Source organism: Gemmatimonadaceae bacterium (genome assembly GCA_036496605.1).
GTDB lineage: Bacteria > Gemmatimonadota > Gemmatimonadetes > Gemmatimonadales > Gemmatimonadaceae > AG2.
This window is the reverse complement of record DASXKV010000020.1, coordinates 15,571-29,100: the sequence shown is the minus strand read 5'-3', so window position 1 is coordinate 29,100 and position 13,530 is coordinate 15,571. Positions and strand designations below refer to the sequence as shown.

The 13,530-nt window shown below is 62.8% G+C and carries 12 protein-coding genes; 7 read left to right on the top strand and 5 right to left on the bottom strand.

Going from position 1 to position 13,530, the window contains the following annotated elements; all coding sequences use genetic code 11:
* Positions 1-52 precede the first annotated feature (52 nt).
* On the top strand, positions 53-2,008 hold the full coding sequence (gyrB, locus tag VGH98_07365) for a DNA topoisomerase (ATP-hydrolyzing) subunit B (GenBank protein HEY2375782.1): 1,956 nt from the start codon (positions 53-55) through the stop codon (positions 2,006-2,008).
* Positions 2,009-2,275: 267 nt separating this feature from the next.
* Positions 2,276-3,013 (top strand): hypothetical protein, encoded by a 738-nt coding sequence (locus VGH98_07360; GenBank protein ID HEY2375781.1) that lies wholly within the window; start codon positions 2,276-2,278, stop codon positions 3,011-3,013.
* Here the strand turns inward: VGH98_07360 and VGH98_07355 are convergent.
* On the bottom strand, positions 3,010-5,592 hold the full coding sequence (locus VGH98_07355; protein HEY2375780.1) for a glycoside hydrolase family 3 N-terminal domain-containing protein: 2,583 nt from the start codon (positions 5,590-5,592) through the stop codon (positions 3,010-3,012). The two genes, VGH98_07360 and VGH98_07355, sit on opposite strands and share 4 nt — an antisense overlap.
* Before the next feature lie 507 nt (positions 5,593-6,099).
* Positions 6,100-6,654, bottom strand: a complete 555-nt coding sequence (locus VGH98_07350) for a DUF4136 domain-containing protein (GenBank protein ID HEY2375779.1) — start codon at positions 6,652-6,654, stop codon at positions 6,100-6,102.
* A gap of 225 nt (positions 6,655-6,879) precedes the next feature.
* Here VGH98_07350 and VGH98_07345 point away from each other — a divergent pair, with 225 nt between their 5' ends.
* On the top strand, positions 6,880-8,121 hold the full coding sequence (locus tag VGH98_07345; protein HEY2375778.1) for a tetratricopeptide repeat protein: 1,242 nt from the start codon (positions 6,880-6,882) through the stop codon (positions 8,119-8,121).
* A 19-nt stretch (positions 8,122-8,140) separates the two neighbouring features.
* Here the strand turns inward: VGH98_07345 and VGH98_07340 are convergent, their stop codons facing one another.
* Entirely contained in the window at positions 8,141-8,383 is a 243-nt protein-coding gene (locus tag VGH98_07340; protein ID HEY2375777.1) for a hypothetical protein, read from the bottom strand.
* Between the two features lie 80 nt (positions 8,384-8,463).
* Complete coding sequence (locus VGH98_07335; protein HEY2375776.1) at positions 8,464-9,798, bottom strand: thymidine phosphorylase; 1,335 nt, start codon at positions 9,796-9,798, stop codon at positions 8,464-8,466.
* 122 nt (positions 9,799-9,920) lie between these two features.
* Here VGH98_07335 and VGH98_07330 point away from each other — a divergent pair, with 122 nt between their 5' ends.
* Complete coding sequence (locus tag VGH98_07330; GenBank protein ID HEY2375775.1) at positions 9,921-10,688, top strand: hypothetical protein; 768 nt, start codon at positions 9,921-9,923, stop codon at positions 10,686-10,688.
* On the opposite strand, the gene VGH98_07325 is transcribed toward VGH98_07330, so the two are convergent.
* Positions 10,685-11,158, bottom strand: coding sequence for a YtxH domain-containing protein (locus VGH98_07325; GenBank protein HEY2375774.1), 474 nt, complete (start codon positions 11,156-11,158; stop codon positions 10,685-10,687). The genes VGH98_07330 and VGH98_07325 overlap by 4 nt on opposite strands.
* Positions 11,159-11,309: 151 nt before the next feature.
* On the opposite strand from VGH98_07325, the gene VGH98_07320 reads away from it, so the two are divergent.
* From VGH98_07320 to VGH98_07310, 3 genes are read left to right on the top strand one after another with little or no spacing between them, the layout of a single operon-like run.
* Entirely contained in the window at positions 11,310-11,699 is a 390-nt protein-coding gene (locus VGH98_07320) for a response regulator (GenBank protein ID HEY2375773.1), read from the top strand.
* Positions 11,689-12,768: a diguanylate cyclase gene (locus tag VGH98_07315; protein HEY2375772.1), complete on the top strand. Its 1,080-nt coding sequence runs from the start codon at positions 11,689-11,691 to the stop codon at positions 12,766-12,768. Before VGH98_07320 ends, VGH98_07315 begins: the two co-directional genes overlap by 11 nt.
* Positions 12,671-13,525, top strand: coding sequence for a GAF domain-containing protein (locus tag VGH98_07310; protein HEY2375771.1), 855 nt, complete (start codon positions 12,671-12,673; stop codon positions 13,523-13,525). The genes VGH98_07315 and VGH98_07310 overlap by 98 nt, the downstream gene beginning before the upstream one ends.
* Positions 13,526-13,530 lie beyond the last annotated feature (5 nt).

The window sequence follows — 13,530 nt, the reverse complement described above, 5'->3', positions numbered from 1 at the left end:
GGACCGGCGCAAATTTTCGGATTTTCTTCGGATGTGATCGAGGCGGTATTTCATGGCGAAAGGAACTGAGCAAGCGCAGTCTGGCGAGCGATACGATGCCGGACAGATCCAAGTCCTCAAGGGGCTCGAGGCTGTTCGAAAACGCCCCGGCATGTACATCGGATCGACGTCGGAGCGCGGGCTCCACCACCTGGTCTACGAGGTCGTCGACAACTCGATCGACGAAGCGCTCGTCGGCTACGCCGATCGCATCTCGGCCGTGATTCACCAGGATAATTCGATCACCGTCGAAGACAACGGGCGTGGCATTCCCGTCGACATTCACCCGACGGAGAAGATGCCGGGCGTCGAGCTCGCGATGACGGTGCTTCACGCCGGCGGCAAATTCGACAAGAACACGTACAAAGTCTCCGGCGGCTTGCACGGTGTCGGCGTGTCCGTCGTCAACGCGCTGTCGGAAAAGCTCAAGGTGTGGGTGAAGCGCGACGGCAAAGAGTATTACATGGACTTCGAGCGCGGTAACACCAAAACCAAGCTCAAGGTTCTGCGCGAGGTGCCAAAGAAAGAGAGCGGCACGACGGTCTACTTCAAGCCGGACGATCAGATCTTCACCGATCTGGTTTATCGATTCGATACACTCGCGATGCGATTGCGCGAGCTCTCGTTCCTCAACAAGGGCGTTGTCATCACGCTCAAAGACGAGCGTCCGGGCGAGGAGAAAGAGGAGACCTTCCACGCCAAAGGTGGCCTGAAGGAGTTCGTGCAGCACCTGAACGACAAGCGCAAACCGCTGCACGCCGAGGTCATCTACTGCGAGACGACGAAGGACGACATCGGGATCGAGCTCGCCCTGCAATACAACGACGGCTACAACGACACCGTGTTCTCGTTCGTGAACAACATCAACACGCACGAGGGGGGCACGCACCTAACGGGCTTCAAGGCGGCGCTGACGCGCGTCATCAATCAGTACGCGCAGAAGGGCGGTTTCCTGAAAAAGGCGGACTTCACACTGTCGGGCGATGACGTTCGCGAAGGATTGACGGCAGTGTTGTCGGTCAAGGTACGCGAGCCGCAGTTCGAGGGGCAGACCAAAACGAAGCTCGGCAACTCCGAGGTCGAGTCGGCGGTGAAGACCGTCGTCAACGAGTGGCTCGGCTCCTATCTCGACGAGCATCCGCGATCGGCCAATATCATCGTCGAGAAGGCAGTGTCGGCGGCGCGCGCGCGCGAAGCGGCTCGTAAGGCGCGCGATCTCACGCGGAAGAAGTCGGCGCTCGATGTGGGCCACCTGCCCGGTAAGCTGGCCGACTGCACACTGACCGATCCCGCGCTCTGTGAACTGTACCTCGTCGAGGGCGACTCGGCTGGCGGCTCGGCGAAGCAGGGACGCAAGCGCGAGTTCCAGGCGATTCTGCCGCTCCGCGGAAAGATCATCAACGTCGAAAAGGCGCGCATCGACAAGGTGCTCTCGAACGAAGAAATCCGAACCATCATCACCGCGATCGGCACCGGCATCAAGGAAGAGTTCGAGATCGGACGCGCGCGCTATCACAAGATCATCATCATGACGGACGCGGATGTGGACGGCGCGCACATTCGCACGCTGCTGCTCACGTTCTTCTTCCGCCAGATGCCGGAGCTGATCGACGCCGGCTACATGTACATCGCGCAACCGCCACTTTTCCGCATCGCAAAGGGGAAGGAGGCGTTCTACGCGTACGACCTCAAGGAGCGCGATGAGATTGTGAAGCGCTTCGGCGGTGGCGGCAACGGCGATGGTAAGGGAAACATCAACATCCAGCGCTACAAGGGTCTGGGTGAGATGAACAAGGATCAGCTCTTCGACACGACGATGGATCCGGAGCGTCGCACGCTCCTCAAGGTGGCGATGGAGGACGCGGTGCTCGCCGACAGTGTTTTCCAAACACTCATGGGCGACGACGTCGAGCCGCGGCGCGAGTTCATCGAAAAGAACGCGCAGTTCGTCTCGAACCTGGACATCTGAGATTCCGTCTGGAGTCAAAAGGGGCAGGGCGACCCACGTCGTTCTGCCCTTTGATTCTTGGCGGACGAGCTCATTGCGGGTTGATGCACCAGGCGACAAAGTTGAGTCTCTGCTACACCTTTCCCTGGCAGCCGCATCATCATGCCGACCACGATAACCGCATCTGAACTTGGCGCTGCTCGAGCGCGTCTGGGTCTTACTGCAGACGAATTTGCAGCGGAACTCGGGCTGCCTCCCCACAGTTACGCTGCCTGCGAGGCCGGCCGCGTGAAGTTGCCGAAATACCAAGCACAAGTCGTCGCGTTCCGTCTCGCATGCGCCGAGCGAGACGAGGCATTTGCGAAGAGCGGTCTGCCGACGTGTCGATGGACCGAGCAGTGGGAGCGCGAAGCGCCCGCCAGCGACGCGTCGCTCGAGTCGCGTATCGCGTACGGCGAGCGAGCCGCGCTCCACGCGAAGATGTGCACGATCTGCCAGGCACGTGAGAAATTCGAAAAGGAGCACTTTCCCGACATGCCGCAGCTTCCGGTCGCCGGCTGGATGCGGGTGCTGGGGAGCGCCGCGAACTGGGTCGAGGCACGCCCGGAGTGGACGCGTCCGGCCATCTACGGAGCAGCGATTCTCGCGGCGGTAACCTCAGTTCGTGCTGTCTTCATGCTCCTAGGTGCGGTTCGCCAGCCACGGCTTCTTCTCCCGGCGCTGGGTGCTATCGTCTTGGCCTCCGCCGGCGGTGCAGGCGGTGGACTCGTTTACTCCTTGATCGGGCGACCGGTGCGTCGCGTGCCGGTGCTGGGTCCGTATCTCGCAGGCATAATCACCGTCTGCGGGTATTTGGGGTCTGTCTTGATGCTCATGACCGTCGCGGGTGATAGGAGGGAGCTCACGAAGAACGGAATGGCCGAATCGCTTGTTACTTTCGGCCTCGTGTCGATCTTCTTCGGGCTGATCGTCGGCCATCTGTGGTTCCGTCAACGGCGCGACCGATCCCAGACATCCAAATCCTAACGAGTCGACAGCTCTCCCCGAAGGCGGATGTCCTTCGACGACGCGCCAACCAGGACGATCGTCCTGCCCGCCGGCAAGCGCCACCGCATGCGATCGTCGAGAACGCGGAGATCGCTCGCGTTCAACAGGAACGTCACGTCGCGTGCCTCGCCAGGAGCAAGATGCAGTCGGCCAAATGCCTTCAGTGCCATCACCGGCTGCGCGACGGGCGAGACGACCGGACGCACATATAGCTGTGGGATTTCGTCCCCTGCCCGCGCGCCGCTATTGCGCACGCGGAATGTGATTCGTGCGCGCCCCGTCGCTCCGATCATGTCGGGCTCGATTCTCAACGCGCTGTACTCGAACTGCGTGTAACTCAATCCGAAGCCAAAGGGAAACGCGGGCTCGCCCGTGAGGTCGACGTAGTCGTCGCCGCGGCCCGTCGGTTTGTGATTGTAGCGAAGCGGCAGCTGTCCCTCGGTCATCGGAAAAGTCACTGGCAATCGACCACCTGGATCGTCGTCGCCTAACAACACGTCGGCAACGGCATCGCCGCCCTCCGTTCCGGGATACCACGCCATCAGTACGGCGCCGACCTTGTCGACCCAGCGTGACATCGTGATCGCGCTGCCGCCGACGAGAATGACGATCACCGGCTTGCCGAGCGCCGCCACACTCAGGATCAGATCCTCCTGACGCCCCGGAAGGGCGAGCGATGAGCGATCGCGAAACTCCCCTTCTTCGATGCCCGCGACGACAATGACGACGTCGCTCCGACGCGCGAGGGCAACGGCGGAGTCGATTTGCTGCTGCTGAAAGTCGGCCGCGGTCGTGTCCCAGACGAGACGTACGCGAGCGTTGCCGGCGCTCTCGAAAAACTCCAGCCGGAGGTCGTGCGTCGAACCGGGTGAGAGCGGAACAGGAACCAGTGCAGTGCGATACGACTGCTTGCGCCAGTTGTCGATCAGCAGCTTGCCGTCGAGGTACAACCTGTAGCCGTCGTTCCCTTCCACGCCGAGACGACGCGCACCACTCGTCGGAGCGCGTAATCGTCCCGTCCAACGCACCGAGTACCAGCCGACCTGGAGCCTGCGCGAGGGCGCGTTGAAGGTCCAGTGAAAATCGATATTCTCGTCGATCCGCGTACGACGCGGCATTCCCTCGAGCGCGATGTTATCAAAGTACTCACCACGTAGCGGGTCCAGATATTGCGCCGGGACCACGCCGTAGTCATCCCTCGATCGGCCGGGACCGGCGGCGTAGTGCACGCGGCCGCCGAGTCGGGCACGCAGTCCTTCCAGAATGGACAGGCCGTGAGCGCTGTCGAGCGTATAGCCGCCCAAACGGGCGTCGACGGCATCCGTGCCGATCAACGCAACGCCGCCAACACTCGCGGCTAATGGCAGCATGCTCCCGCGATTCGCGAGCAGGACCACGGACTTGCGCGCCACGTTACGAGCGAGTGCGCGTGAACCGACGCTGTCCGACCCAGGAGACGCGCTGTCCGCGTCCACGTATGGATGCTCGAAGAGGCCGAGTTGGAACTTGGCCCGAAGCACCCGGGCGACGGCGCTGTCGATTACCCTCTCAGGAATAGCGCCGCTCTTGAAGGCCGCAAGGTAGGGAGCGTGGTCGTTGTACTCCGCCTGGAAGATGACGTCGAGCCCCGCCTCGAGTGCATTCTTCGTCGCGGACCTCGTGTCCGCCTCAGTGCGATGTAAAACCACGGCGCCACCGACCGCCGATTCATCCGAGATGACGAACCCTTTGAATCGCCAATCATGCTTCAATGTGCCGTCGAGCAGCGCGCGGTTCTGTGAGGCCGGGATCCCATCCACGGAGTTGTACGCGGCCATTACGGAGCGAGCGCCAGCATCGAGGATCGCGGCGCGAAAGGGCGGATAGAAAAGCTCCTGGAGCAAGCGCGCGTCGATGTCAATCGGATAGCTGTCGCGTCCTCCTTCACCGACGTTTGCGACGAAGTGCTTCGGCGTGGCGATCACACTCTGTCGCTCGAACGCGCCGACATAGGCCCGCGTCATGACCGACGCGAGCACCGGATCTTCGCCGTACGTCTCCTCCACGCGGCCCCAGCGCACATCCGTGGCGAGGTTGACCACCGGTGACAGCACCTGGCGTATCCCGCGGGCGCGTGCTTCGCGCGCCATATGCGATGTGACGTCACGAACGAGCTCGGAATCGAACGTCGCGGCAAGCGCAATTGCGGCGGGATAGACGACTGCGCCGCTCCGCATCACGCCGTGTACGGCCTCCTCGAACGGAATGATCGGAACGCCGAGCCGTGTTGAATCGACGAAGTAATGCTGGAGCGCGTTCTGGAGCTGGGCATCGCTTCGCGCATCCGTCGCACTCCGGTTCTGCAGTCCGAACACTCCGTGCGAGTAGTCCGCCGCGGAATCACGTCCTCCAGGGAGCATGAAGAGCTGCCAGAACTTCTCGTCGAGCGTCATGCGGCCGAGGAGGTCGCGGACGCGAATGTCGATCGGGAGTGCCGGATTCCTGTACGGCGCCTGACCGGCCGCGCGATCCAACAGCAGGACGACGGCGCCTAACGCGATGAAGAAAGTTCGTTTCACTATGGGTTGGCTCGTTAGGCTCCGCGCCGACAGCGACGAACTCGACAGTGCCGCTGCCGCACGGATTCCAATATCGGGTTCTTAGGGAAATTTCGGGAAAGCGCGAGCTTGAGCTCACTGACGAGAATCGCCCTCATTCGGGCCATGCGCGTCCCGACGGCCCTCCAAGCCTGTGCCGCGTGGACAGTCCACGTTTTTTGCGACGCGAATTCCGCGAATGTGAGCGAATCGTATCCAGCTCCTTTCAGTAGCTATCGTTTCTCGATGGAATCGACGAAGCGATAGAACTTTTGGGTGGGATTCGCCCTCCTTCGCGCCATTCGCGTCCCAAAGCTCTCCAAGGCTGCCTCGCCATGCAGATCTCCGCATGGCATTACGCGCGTTTCGGTTCTGGCCGACCTCGAATCGACTTATCCCAACATTCGCGAAGAACCCAATATCTCGCCGTCCGGCGGTCCGAGCCAACCCGTGGTCCCAGGCCGTCGGGCCTGGGACCGTCAGTTCGTCCTAGGAGTGAGCCGCGGGAAGCTTCTTCGCGATCGAGTTCACGACCTTGCCCAACTCGTTGACGTACTTATTGGGATTGTTCGAGACCTGTGCGACGCCCTGACCGCGCCACAACAACTGGCGCGAACCGGGATCGACGAGATCGACGATAACCGTGCCTTTCTCGTACGGCGTCACCGAAGTGTACTCTCGCGGCCAGCCGCGCCAGGTATACCCGTAATTATACGTCCGAATGTCCAGCGCCTGATTGGCTGCGGCGTAGACCGCGACGTCGAGATCCGCGCGCTCGCCGTCGGCGGGACGATACCCACGCGCCTCCAGCGCCTGCCGCACGTCCTCGCGCAGCTTCTGATTGGTGATCGAGTTCGCCAGCATCGGATCGTTCGAACCCAGACTCGCTCCGTCCGAACGCGATGGCACCGGCAGAATCCTGAATGTGGACCGACTGGCCGTCGAGAAACTCGGTGCCGATTCGGTCTGAACGTGGACGTTGCTTCCGCCACTGCATGCTGCGGCCGCCAAGGCGAGCCCAGCGACGACAAATCGGGGATTCATAACTGCCTCCTCACTGAAGGGGCTGTCGGGCAACGCACGGCCCGGACCCGCCATCTTCGCCGCGACTGACCTCGCGGGCGCCAGCAGCCGTTAGGTGGGTCTTCTTTGTGCGCTGAGCTCGACGGAATGACCCCTGGCGAGCCCTTGAGAAAAGACGCAGCCCGTGCGCATGATACGAGCATCCAGGCTCGGCAGCCCTCGCCAATGCACACGGTCTATCGGCGTATGCTCGGCTTAGCGGCCTTCACCGGCTCGGTGTGGGCGATCGGCTGTCAACCGATCGCGCCGCCACCCCCACGGTCGCGACCGTTGGTCACGCGATACGACTCGGCCCTGGATAGCGCGGCGCGAGAGAAAGGCCCGGTATGGCGAGCGTCGCACTATCCGATCGCCAACCTTCACGGACCGTATCCGCGACCCGCCCTCGGTGATTCCGCGGCTGACCCGAACGATGCGCTGTCGTATTACCGATTGGGCGATAGTGTGCGCCGAGTCCTTCCCGGTCTCGCCGATCAGGCGTTCTACTGGGCGTTGCGGCTCGACCCGACCTTTTCCGACGCCTACTACGCGCGGTTCAAGCTGCTGCGCCAGCAGTTCCCCTGGCGCGCGATGCCCGACGGCGCGATCCGACGGATCTTTGCGGTGGAGCCTAACGTGGCACTCGCGACCGATTCACTTGCCACGATCGCGCTCGCGTACAGCCCGTTCCTCGAGGGTACGCTGGACATACCGCCATGGATCATCGGCCTGAGAGGGGCTCAGGCGGACCGTGACCCCGTCACCGCGGGCATGCATGCGTACGGCGTCGGTAATTACCGAAAGGCGGTCGACGAGTGGGCGAAAGCAATGCGGAAAGACCCGAGTGCCGTGATGCTGCGGATCCCGCGCGCCTACGCGTGGGTGCATCTCAACGAACCTGACAGCGCGATTGGCGATCTGACGACGCTCGTCCAGCGTTTAGAAAGTATTCAACGCGATTCGACGGTTGCGCCATACGTGTCGAAGGAGTTTCTCTATTACTCCATCGGCTCGCTGCATGCGAGCCGGCACCGGTATCGTGAAGCGCGCGCGGCGTACGAGCAGGCGCTCGTGGAGAATCTTGGTTTTTACATGGCCCACGTGCGCCTCGCCGCCGCCGCGGCGGCACTGCACGACACGGCGACGGCGCTGAACGAGCTTCAGACCGCTCTGCTCATTCGAGCCGATGACCCGCTCGCGCTCGTGTTTCAGGCGAGCCTGTTGTTGGGATCGGGAAAGATCACCGAGGCGGAACACCAACTCCGGACGGCCCTGAGCGCGGACTCGGACTACGCGCTGCCGCACGTCTTTCTCGGCCTTGCCGCCGAACAGCGCAACGACACGACCATGGCGCGGCTGGAGTACGGGCTCTATCTGGCTCGCGCGCCGCGAAACGCCGTCGAACGAGGCTGGGCCAGTACGCACCTCAACATGTTGTACAGCCGTTAGGCAAGCTTCGACGATTCGCTCAGATCTCGCTCCGAGCGCCGCGAGCGAAGGCGAAGAGTCCGCGGCCGATGATGATGTGGACGGCAATCAGCGCGAGGACGGCGATTCCAACGGAGATCCACGTCACCATAGCCTGGGTGATGTCGATGCCACCGGTGCGTCGAGGGACGACGGCGATCGCGATGACGACGAAAACAAAAACGAAGAGCGCGATGGCGCCGAAGGCGCTTACGGCGATCAGCTTTGCGATGCGAGGAGGCATGACAAGAGCGAGGAGCTAGGGGCCAAGGGATTACTGACTGCTTCGCTGACAACAGCAAAGGACACGCCGAGCATGCGCGATCAGATGCCTGGTACGACCTCCACTCCGGCACTGCTCACGCGATGTGAAACGAGCGGAAGTGGAGGATCGGCTTCGTCGGAAACGACTATCGCTTGACGCAGCGCCTGGCGGCCCGCCTCGACACCGGCGCGATCCCGCGCGAAGATGGTCGCCAGCGGCTCACCCTGCTCGACCCAATCACCGGGACGCGCGGTGATCACGAATCCCACGCTGGGATCCACACGGTCTTCCATCTTTGCGCGGCCGCCGCCGATCGCGATGATGCCACGTCCGATGACCTTCGGCTCGACGCGCGCAACGAATCCTCGTCGCGGCGCGCTGAATAGCTCGCACTCGGCCGCTTGCGGGAGCACGGCGGGGTCGTCGACGACGCCGGGATTGCCGCCCTGCGCTTCGATGATCTTCTGAAAATGCTCCGCGGCCTTGCCTGTACCGATGGCCTTTTCCATCTGCCGGCGGGCCTCGTCCGGCGTCAACGACGCGCCGGCCATGAGCAACATCTCAACGCCGAGCGCATAAGTCACCTCGAGCAGATCAGGCGGTCCTTCACCCTTCAAGGTGTGAATGGCCTCCTCGATCTCGAGCGCGTTGCCGCAGGCACGACCAAGCGGTCGATCCATTGCCGTAATGAGCGCGACGACGGGGCAGCCGTGGTCGGATCCGAGGCGGATCATCGCGTCGGCGAGCTCGAGCTCGCGCTCGAGCTGCGGAAGAAATGATCCGCTCCCGCGCTTGATGTCGACCACGAGGCCGGTGAGATCCTCCGCCAGCTTCTTGCTCATGATCGAGGCAGCGATGAGCGGAATCGACTCGACCGTGCCCGTCGCGTCTCGTAAGGCATACATCTTTCGATCCGCCGGGGCGATCTCCTGCGTTTGCCCAATCAATGCGCAGCCAATGGCCTCGATCTGTGCACGGGCCTCGGCCAGCGTTAGGCTCGTCCGAAACCCCGGGATTGATTCGAGCTTGTCCAACGTGCCGCCGGTGTGGCCGAGGCCGCGGCCGGACATCATCGGCACGGTGACGCCAAGCGACGCAATCAGCGGGGCGAGAACCAGCGACACCTTGTCACCGACACCGCCCGTTGAGTGCTTGTCCACGCGCGCGACTGCGAGATCGGCGAGCACCAGGCGTGCGCCGCTGCCAAGCATTGCTTCCGTCAACGCTGACGTTTCCTCACGATCGAGGCCACGAATGAAACAGGCCATGAGGAACGCGGCCATCTGATAGTCGGGGACGTGACCAGCGGTGTACGCCAACGTTAGGGCCCGCCACTCACCCGGCTCGAGTCGCCCGCCATCCCGCTTTCGTTCGATCAGCCGTTGCGCGAGCATTGACCGGTCTTCGGGGTAGACCTACGTTGGCGCCGGTCCACGGACGGCGGACGCGAGCGCCCCGGACGAGCGACGAGCGTTGCTCGCTTTCGGTCTCTCTCACGCATCAGGGAGCTTCGGGTATGAGCATTCGCATGAGCATACGCGCGACGGTGGCGACCGCAATGCTCCTCATCACGCAGGTCGCCGCTGGACAGAGCGCGGCTGAGCACATCGCTCTCGGCGACAAGGAGTTCACGGCGCGCAATCTGGCGGCGGCGCTAGAGCAGTACGAAGCCGCGGTCGCCGCCGATTCGTCGAGCGTCGAGGCGCTGTGGAAGGCGTCGAACGCCGCTGTCGATCTCGGTGAATTCAGCGATGCCGAGCGGCAGAGCTATTACGCACGCGGTGAGCAGCTTGGACGACTTGCGGTAAAGGCCGATCCCAACTCGTCGAACGCGCACTTCGCACTCGCGAAAGCACTCGGTCGTGTCGCGTTGTCGAAAGGGAAGCGCGACAAGGTGAAATACGCCGGCGTCGTTCACGACGAGGTCCAAGCCGCACTTCGTCTTGATTCGTTGAACGCGGGCGCGCTGCACGTTCTCGGCATGTGGAACGCTGAGATCATGCGCCTCAGCGGATTCGAGCGGTGGGCGGCCAGAAATCTGCTCGGAGGCGGGGTCCTGGGCGAGGCAAGCTGGGAGAACGCGCAGCGGTATCTGGAGCGCGCGGTGGCCCTAGAACCGAATCGGATTACGCATCGCCTCGACCTCGCGGGCGTGTATGCCGATCGCGACGAGAGCGCGAAAGCGCGCGCGGAATACGAAACGATCGCGAAGCTGCCGGTTACAGACTACAACGATCCACGATACAAACAGCTGGCCGAAGAACGGCTCCGGGCGCTGCACTAATCATCGGCGAGGTCGCCGTTGTGCCGCTCGCGCCGCTCATCGTGATGGCGGAAGGTGCCGCTGAACTTGCGAGCCAGCCTGCGCCGGCCGGTGCGTGCCGCATAACGAAGCTCGTGTCGCAAGTCGTCCCACGCCGTGGCGGTGCGCGCGCGCAGATGACGACCGCGCCGCGCCAGATTGTGCCGCGCGTCGGCGCCACTTTGCGGCGCAAACAAGAGCGCCGCACCGGCGCCAACGGCCGCGCCCAGGAGCGCGCCGGCGGCGAAGATCGCTATGTGCTGCCAGTCGAGCTCTCCGTCCTCGCCGGACTGCTCCGGGTACGGTCGAGCCGCGCCGCGGGATCTAATCGGAAGCTCGCGCTCGAGGAGGCGGGCGCCCGCTCCGCGCCGCGCCCGCGTCGCCACTGGCGAATCGATCGTCGCGCTTGACGCGGTACGTCTGGAGCGAGAATCCTTCCCGGCATAAGACATCGAGTCGAACCTCCTGTTGTGTGGTAAGAAACTTGCGAGCAAGACAACAGATTTCCGGTATTCACCGGTCTAGGGCATCCATCACACACCGCCGCACGCCACTCTGATCCCACCCCATCGCGCTGGCCAGAGCCGGCGTGTGAGAAGACTCATGTCCACGAACGGCAAGACGGTACTGCTGGTTGAAGACAACGAAGACAACCGCATCGTCTATTCCACGATCCTGCGTCACTTCGGCTACTCCGTAACCGAGGCACTCAATGGCGAGGAAGGCATCGCAAAGGCGCGGTCGGAAAAGCCGGACCTGATTCTCATGGACATTTCGATTCCCATCATCGACGGATGGGAAGCGACGCAAGTGCTGAAGCACGATCCGGAGACTCGGCAGATTCCGATCATCGCCCTCACGGCGCATGCGCTCGCATCGGATCGCGAGAAGGCGATGGAAGTCGGATGTGATGGATATCTGGCAAAGCCGTGCGAGCCACGCGCCGTGGTCGCCGAGGTGCAGCGATTCCTCGGGAAGGACAATGGCAGATGAGCTGGAATCACCGGCGCGCATCCTGATCGTCGACGATCACGAGGACAACATCGAGTTGTTGCGCGCGCGACTGGAGTCGTGGGGTTACACGACCGAGTCGGCCATGGATGGTGGTCAGGCATTGGAGAAGGTCGAGGCCGAACCGCCCGATCTGATCCTCCTCGACGTCATGATGCCGCACATCGACGGAATGGAAGTCGCGCGCCGCGTGAAATCGAACACGAACCTGCCCTTCATTCCAATCATCATGCAGACGGCGCTCGATACGACCGAAGACAAGGTCGAAGGACTCGAGGCGGGCGCTGACGATTACATAACGAAGCCGATCGAATTTCCGGAGCTCAAGGCTCGGCTGCGTTCGATGCTACGCATCAAGCGTCTGCAGGAAGAGCTCGAGGAGCGAGAGCGGCAGCTCCTCGAGGCGAATGAGCGGCTGCGCTACATGTCGCAGACCGACGGACTGACGGGACTCGACAATCGCCGACATCTCGAGCAACAACTCGACGCGATGTTCGCGCATGCGAAGCGACTCTCCGAGCCGCTGTCGTGCGTCATGTGCGATCTCGACCGATTCAAGGCTGTGAACGACACGTACGGCCACCAGGCGGGAGACGCGGTGCTCAAGCAGTTCGCGCGCATTCTGAAGAACGAAGCACGCGAAAAAGTCGACCGCGTCGGGCGGTACGGCGGCGAGGAGTTCATGCTCCTGTTGCCGGGAACAGTGCTCGACGCGGCGGTAACGTTCGCGGAGCGGGTGCGCAAAGAGGTCGAGTCGCGTACATTCACCTTCGACGGCGGCACGATCAAGCGCTCGGTAAGCTTCGGCGTCGCCGGATGGCCCCATCCCCGCATTGCGAGTTGCGATGCACTGGTTCGCGCGGCGGACGACGCGCTCTACGTTGCTAAAGAGACGGGTCGGAATCGCGTGATCCGTTTCGACAGCGACGCTTTCAACGCGCACACCGCCGAACATGAGTCAGAGCAACTCGACGAGGGGAGCAACGACCGGGAACGACCCATCGGCGAGCAATCCGGGGTCGCCGACGTCGGAGGCGAGCTTCGGCCATGACGACGAGGTGGCGCGGCTGCGAAGCCGCGTCGCCGAGCTCCAGCGCGAGCGCGATCATCTCGTTGCAGTCGTCGACATTCTGCAGGAAATCTCCTCATCACTGCACTTCGTCGACATTTTACAGAGCATTGCTCGCAAACTCGGCGATGCGTTTGGGCTCGACCGCTGCGCGATCTTTCTCGCCGGCGAGAAGGACGAAGTGCGGCTCGTCGCGAGCTACGAAGATCCGGCGATTCGCAATCTGGTCGTCGATCTGAATCGCTACCCGGAATTGAAGCGCGCCTTCGACTCGAAGGAGACCGTCTTCATTCCGGATGCAACGACGGATCCGATGCTGCGCTCGATCAAATCGGCGCTCGATACACGGAATGTGCGATCGATCGTCGTCGTGCCGATTCAATGGCAGGGCACGGTGATCGGAGCGATTTTTCTGCGCACGGAGCGCGACGCCGAGCCGTTCTCCGACGCAGACGTGCATTTCTGCCAGGTTGTCGCGTCGCTCACGGCGAAGGCGCTGCGCAACGCGCATCGGTTCGAGACCCTGATGCGCTCGCAGAAGGGAGCGAACGAAGTTCAGCGGCGGTCCGAGCTGCAGCGCATCGCGCTGATCGGTTTTGTTCGGCGCCTCCTGGATCGTTACGCAACCACGGAAGATCATATGTGGGCGGAAACGCTCTTACCGAAGGCCTCCGATCAGGAGCTGGACCGCCTGGTGTCGGTCGCGATGCAGGTCCTCGAAGAAGAGTCACGGGGCTAGTCGCC

Coding starts and splice junctions, on each gene's coding strand:
- gyrB (HEY2375782.1), top strand. CDS start 53: ATGGCGAAAGGAACTGAGCAAGCGCAGTCTGGCGAGCGATACGATGCC.
- VGH98_07350 (HEY2375779.1), bottom strand. CDS start 6,654: ATGAATCCCCGATTTGTCGTCGCTGGGCTCGCCTTGGCGGCCGCAGCA.
- VGH98_07345 (HEY2375778.1), top strand. CDS start 6,880: ATGCTCGGCTTAGCGGCCTTCACCGGCTCGGTGTGGGCGATCGGCTGT.
- VGH98_07340 (HEY2375777.1), bottom strand. CDS start 8,383: ATGCCTCCTCGCATCGCAAAGCTGATCGCCGTAAGCGCCTTCGGCGCC.
- VGH98_07335 (HEY2375776.1), bottom strand. CDS start 9,798: ATGCTCGCGCAACGGCTGATCGAACGAAAGCGGGATGGCGGGCGACTC.
- VGH98_07330 (HEY2375775.1), top strand. CDS start 9,921: ATGAGCATTCGCATGAGCATACGCGCGACGGTGGCGACCGCAATGCTC.
- VGH98_07325 (HEY2375774.1), bottom strand. CDS start 11,158: ATGTCTTATGCCGGGAAGGATTCTCGCTCCAGACGTACCGCGTCAAGC.
- VGH98_07320 (HEY2375773.1), top strand. CDS start 11,310: ATGTCCACGAACGGCAAGACGGTACTGCTGGTTGAAGACAACGAAGAC.
- VGH98_07315 (HEY2375772.1), top strand. CDS start 11,689: ATGGCAGATGAGCTGGAATCACCGGCGCGCATCCTGATCGTCGACGAT.
- VGH98_07310 (HEY2375771.1), top strand. CDS start 12,671: ATGAGTCAGAGCAACTCGACGAGGGGAGCAACGACCGGGAACGACCCA.